Origin of the sequence: Agriterribacter sp., assembly GCF_035444585.1 — a bacterium.
In the GTDB taxonomy this organism is placed as follows: Bacteria; Bacteroidota; Bacteroidia; order Chitinophagales; family Chitinophagaceae; genus Agriterribacter.
Genome location: NZ_DAOMOZ010000290.1, coordinates 1 through 5,065, shown reverse-complemented (window position 1 = coordinate 5,065; position 5,065 = coordinate 1). Strand labels below are relative to the sequence as shown.

General features: G+C 46.0%; 3 protein-coding genes. 2 read left to right on the top strand and 1 reads right to left on the bottom strand.

Annotation, left to right across the window (positions count from 1 at the left end; translation table 11 throughout):
• Positions 1 to 351 precede the first annotated feature (351 nt).
• Complete coding sequence (locus PLH26_RS20190) at positions 352 to 1,788, top strand: MBL fold metallo-hydrolase (protein ID WP_324587828.1); 1,437 nt, start codon at positions 352 to 354, stop codon at positions 1,786 to 1,788.
• 82 nt (positions 1,789 to 1,870) lie between these two features.
• On the opposite strand, the gene nagB is transcribed toward PLH26_RS20190, so the two are convergent.
• Positions 1,871 to 3,778, bottom strand: a complete 1,908-nt coding sequence (gene nagB / locus PLH26_RS20185; RefSeq protein WP_324587827.1) for a glucosamine-6-phosphate deaminase — start codon at positions 3,776 to 3,778, stop codon at positions 1,871 to 1,873.
• Positions 3,779 to 3,975: 197 nt separating this feature from the next.
• Here nagB and PLH26_RS20180 point away from each other — a divergent pair, with 197 nt between their 5' ends.
• Positions 3,976 to 4,716 carry a hypothetical protein gene (locus PLH26_RS20180; protein WP_324587826.1) on the top strand — a complete coding sequence of 247 codons (741 nt, stop codon included), beginning with the start codon at positions 3,976 to 3,978 and terminating at the stop codon, positions 4,714 to 4,716.
• The last annotated feature ends 349 nt before the right edge of the window (positions 4,717 to 5,065 follow it).

Here is a 5,065-nt window from a genome sequence, read left to right as displayed (position 1 = left end):
TTTATGGTTTTTAATTTTTTGTTTATTGTTGTATTTTCTTCGGATTTAGCGCTTATGGCTTCGGATTTGAAATTTATTTGGTTCTTGTGATTTGGTTCTTGTGATTTATCTCCCGGCGCTTTGCGTTCAGATGCGGTGCTGACCCTCCTTCGTCGGGTGCCGACGGCATCTCAGGGTTTCGAAAGTTTATGGTTTTTAATTTTTTGTTTATTGTTGTATTCCCTTCGGATTTAGCGCTTAAGACTTCGGATTTGAAATTTATTTGCTTCTTGTTATTTACGATTTGGTTTTTTGCACTCCTTCGGGCTTTGTATTTTCAAGTATCTTCGCAGAAGCATAAAATTTCAGTGTATGAAAGTAGAACAGATATATACCGGTTGTCTGGCACAGGGTGCATATTATATTGAAAGTAAAGGCGAGGTGGCTATCATTGATCCGCTGCGCGAAGTAAAGCCCTACATTAAGAAAGCGGCGGCCAACAATGCTGCGATCAAATATGTTTTTGAAACGCATTTTCATGCCGACTTTGTATCCGGTCATATTGACCTGGCCGCCGAAACCGGGGCTACCATTGTATACGGTCCTACGGCAAAACCCAGGTTTGATGCTTATATAGCCAAAGACGGTGAAGTTTTTACTTTAGGAGATGCCAGGATAAAAGTGCTGCATACACCGGGACATACCATGGAAAGTGCCTGTTACCTGCTGACAGACGAAAAGGGAAAGGAAAAGGCTTTGTTCAGCGGGGATACCCTGTTTATTGGTGATGTGGGGCGGCCCGACCTGGCACAAAAAATAAGCCATGAGCTCACGAAAGAAAAATTAGCAGGATATTTATATGATTCATTGCACGATAAAATACTTCCGTTGCCCGACGATATAATTATTTACCCGGCTCATGGTGCAGGTTCGGCATGCGGTAAAAATATGAGCGCGGAAACCACCGACACATTAGGCAATCAAAAAAAATACAACTATGCGCTTCAACCCATGAGCAAAGCCGAATTTATTGCCGCGGTAACGGAAGGATTAACACCCCCGCCGGCATACTTCCCTAAAAATGTGCTGATGAATGTGCAGGGCTACGAAAGCATAAACAGTGTGCTGGAGCATGGTACACAGGCGCTGAGCCCCGATGCTTTTGAAGCCGCCGCCAACGAAACAGGTGCATTGATGCTGGATACGCGTTCGCCGCAGGACTTTGCAAAAAGTTTTATACCCAACTCGGTGAACATCGGGATCGACGGCAATTTTGCGCCCTGGGTTGGTGCACTCATCACAGATATAAAACAGGAGATCCTTATTGTAGCCGATGAAGGCAGGGAGGAGGAAATTGTGACCCGTTTGGCGCGTGTAGGCTATGATAACGCTATTGGCTACCTCAAAGGGGGCATAGCAGCCTGGCAAAAAGCAGGTAAGGAAACAGACAGCATTGAAAGCATTTCTGCGGGTGAATTGGACAGGCGCATGCAGGCTGAGCCCGATCTTTCTGTTATTGATGTGCGCAGAGAAGAAGAATATACAACAGGGCATCTGCAGGGTTCAAAGAATCTTGCGCTGGACTATATAAATGATCACATCGGGGAAGTAGAAAAAAATAAAACGGCTTACGTGCATTGTGCGGGGGGATACAGGAGCATGATATTCAACTCCATTCTCCGTTCCAGGGGATTTCATAACCTTGTAGACATACAGGGCGGCTTTAAGGAGATAGAAGCATCCGGGAAATTCAATATCACCGGTAACGCGACCCCTGTTCCGGGAGAAAAACAGGGAACAGGGAGTTAGAAGAGTGAATGGCGGATTGTGAGAGATGAAGTTGGTAAACGAACGACCGCTCAACCTATCGCAATCCACTTCTATCCTCTCCTCAATAATGCCATCTTACAAAAGCTTCCATTGCTGCATATTTAATAAGTCCCAGCCGGGCATACAGGTCGGCTGTATTGGCATTGCGCTCTTCCGCCCGTTGCCAGAACTCACGGGCATCAGTGCCCTGGAAAGGAACAGAATCTTTTTGCGACTGGTGTATGAAAATCCCAAAGCGCTTTTTGAGCACCTGTTCCGGGCTCATGGGTATTGCCATCTCTATCTCGGTAATGTCCCATTCCTGCCACGCGCCTTTATACAGCCATACCCAGCAGTCTTTTACCCATTCATCTCCCGCGGCCTTGATCCTTTTAAGCGATTCAAAAACAATTTCCAGACATACTTTATGCGTACCATGCGGGTCGGCAAGGTCGCCGGCGCAATACACCTGCTGTGGCTTTAATTCACGCAACAGCTTCATGGTGAGCTGCACATCCTCTTCGCCCATCGGCTTTTTTTCAATAGTGCCTGTTTCATAAAAAGGCAGGTTCTGAAAATGGGCCCGCTCATCTCCAATGCCTACATACCGGCAGGTTGCTTTGGCCTCACACCTGCGGATAAGTCCTTTAATATCCCTTATATCGGCAGTGTCTGTTTGCCGGGATTTTTTTTGTGAAAAATATTCCCGCGCCTGCCTTGATATTTCTTTCGATTTTTTGCTGTCGATGCCAAACATATCCTCAAATCCTACTGCAAAGTCGAGAAAGCGGGTCACAAATTCATCGGTAACCGCAATGTTGCCTGATGTTTGATAGGCCACATGCACTTCATGCCCCTGGTCGTGCAGGCGCTGAAAAGTTCCGCCCATAGAAATGATGTCATCATCGGGGTGGGGGGAAAAGATCACTACTTTTTTAGGGTAAGGTATTGAGCGTTCGGGATGCTGGGGGATATCCGAATTGGGTTTGCCGCCGGGCCAACCTGTTATGCTATCGCGCAGCATATAAAATACCTGCAGGTTAATTTCATATACATCGCCTTTCTCTACCAGCAGATCACCCAAACCGTTATCGGTATAATCGCTGTTGGTTAAGCTCAATACGGGCTTGTTTAATTTGATGGCTGTACTGATCACCGCTCTGCGGATAAGCTTGGGCGTCCATTCGCAATCGCCGGTAAGCCAGGGCGATTTGATACGGGTAAGCTCTGAGGCTGCAAGTTCATCCAGAATAAAAACGCAATTGTCGTGGTGCTGCAACAGGGAGGCTGGGTTGGATTCCGTAATATTGTCTTCTGCTGCCGCTTTTATCACCGGAGCTTTAAACTGCCCCCAGGCCATCAATAATATTTTTTTGGCTTTCATAATGGTGCTTATACCTGCTGTAACAGCCAGGCGGGGCACCTGCGAAATATTGGCGAATTCATACGAATTGGCTAACCGCGTTGAGTTTTCAAGCGTTACCAGCCGCGTTTTGGAATATACACTCGATCCGGGCTCATTAAACCCTATATGTCCGTTTACGCCGATGCCCAGTATCTGCAGGTCAATCCCGCCTGCCTCATCAATCATTTGTTCATAACGGGCACAATATTGCTTTACATCTTCCTTTGGCCATTCTCCGCTGGGTATGTGGCAGTTGCTTTGGTCTATATCAATATGATCAAAAAGATTAGCCTTCATGAAGCGGTAATAACTCTGCAGGGCGTTCTTATCAATGGGATAATATTCATCCAGGTTAAAGGCTATTACGTTTTTAAAGCTTATGCCTTCTTCCCTGTGCAAACGTATCAGCTCGGCATACAGCGTTTTTGGCGTAGAGCCGGTTGCCAGTCCCAAAACACAGGGTTTGCCCTGCAATTGCCGCTCTTTGATAAGGTTGGTAACTTCGCGGGCCGCAAACTGAGATCCTGCTTTAAAATCGGGGAATATCTGGCAGGAAATTTTCTCGAAAGAATCAACCATACTCATGATCAGTTAGAATTTAGATATTTTAATTATTTAAATAATAATGCATGGGAAGGAAACTGCAAGATAGGAGTAAAAACCCAATCATTTTATATCGGTCAAAATTTTGGACAAACGTTTGTGGATGGTTATCTTTATTGTGGCTTCCGCCGTAAACCCCTGCAGAATAAATACCAACGGTATACCTAAAATATTTGCGTATGAAACACTTATCACAGTATGCCCGCCGGGCTACGATCGTATTATTGTTTTCAGCAGGGCTCTTTGTGCCGAGGAGCTTTTCTCATGAACATGCTGATCCGGACATACTGAACGGCTCCTGGCACAGCGCCGATGGCAGCATTGAGCAGAGCCTTATCGTGGCAGACGGTTATTGCATGCTTACAAAATACGACAAAACCAATAAAAGGTTCATACACAGCTTCGGCGGACCGCTTACTGCTGAGGGCAACAAAATCAGCCTTAAAGTGGAATTCAACAGCAGCGACAAAGCCCAGGTGGGCAAAAAAATGGAATACGATTTTTCAACCGGTAACAATATACTGACCAGCAATATAGGCGGAACAAAAACGGAATGGCAGAGAACCGACGACGGAAAAGGTGAGTTGGCCGGCAACTGGCGGATCACACAGCGAAAACAGGGCGATAAAATGGCGGACATCCCCCTGCGTGCCAGGCGAACCCTGAAATTGTTAACCGGAACGCGTTTTCAATGGGCTGCCATTAATATTGAAACGGGCGAATTTTCCGGAACAGGCGGCGGCGCATATACTTTTGCCAACGGGAAATATACAGAGCATATTGAATTTTTTTCACGCGATAATACCAGGGTCGGTGCTTCGTTGAGCTTTGATGGAAAAGTTGAAGACGGAAACTGGATCCACTCCGGCTTAAGTTCCCGTGGCGATCCGATATATGAAATATGGTCGAGGATAATATGATCGGGGATGAAGTAGGGAGGGAAAAAATTCAAAGAACCGAATAAAATTCAAATCCGAAGGTTTTAATTTCGAAATCCGAAGGAATACAACGATAAACTAAAAATCGTAAACCTCAATTCCGGAATCCGGGGTGATGTGCAATCCATAAACGATAAGCCGGGATCTAAAACGAACATCCCTGCACCTGAAACCTGAGACCTGAAACCTGAGACCTGAAACCTGAGACCTGCAACCTGCAACCCGAAACCTGAATCAATTTCATCCCCCCTTCTCTTTCCGCATCGAAGAAGCCCTCACCTCCATTGTAGTTTTTAGTTCAATGGTTTTGTACTGGTGCTGCAGGGTATTG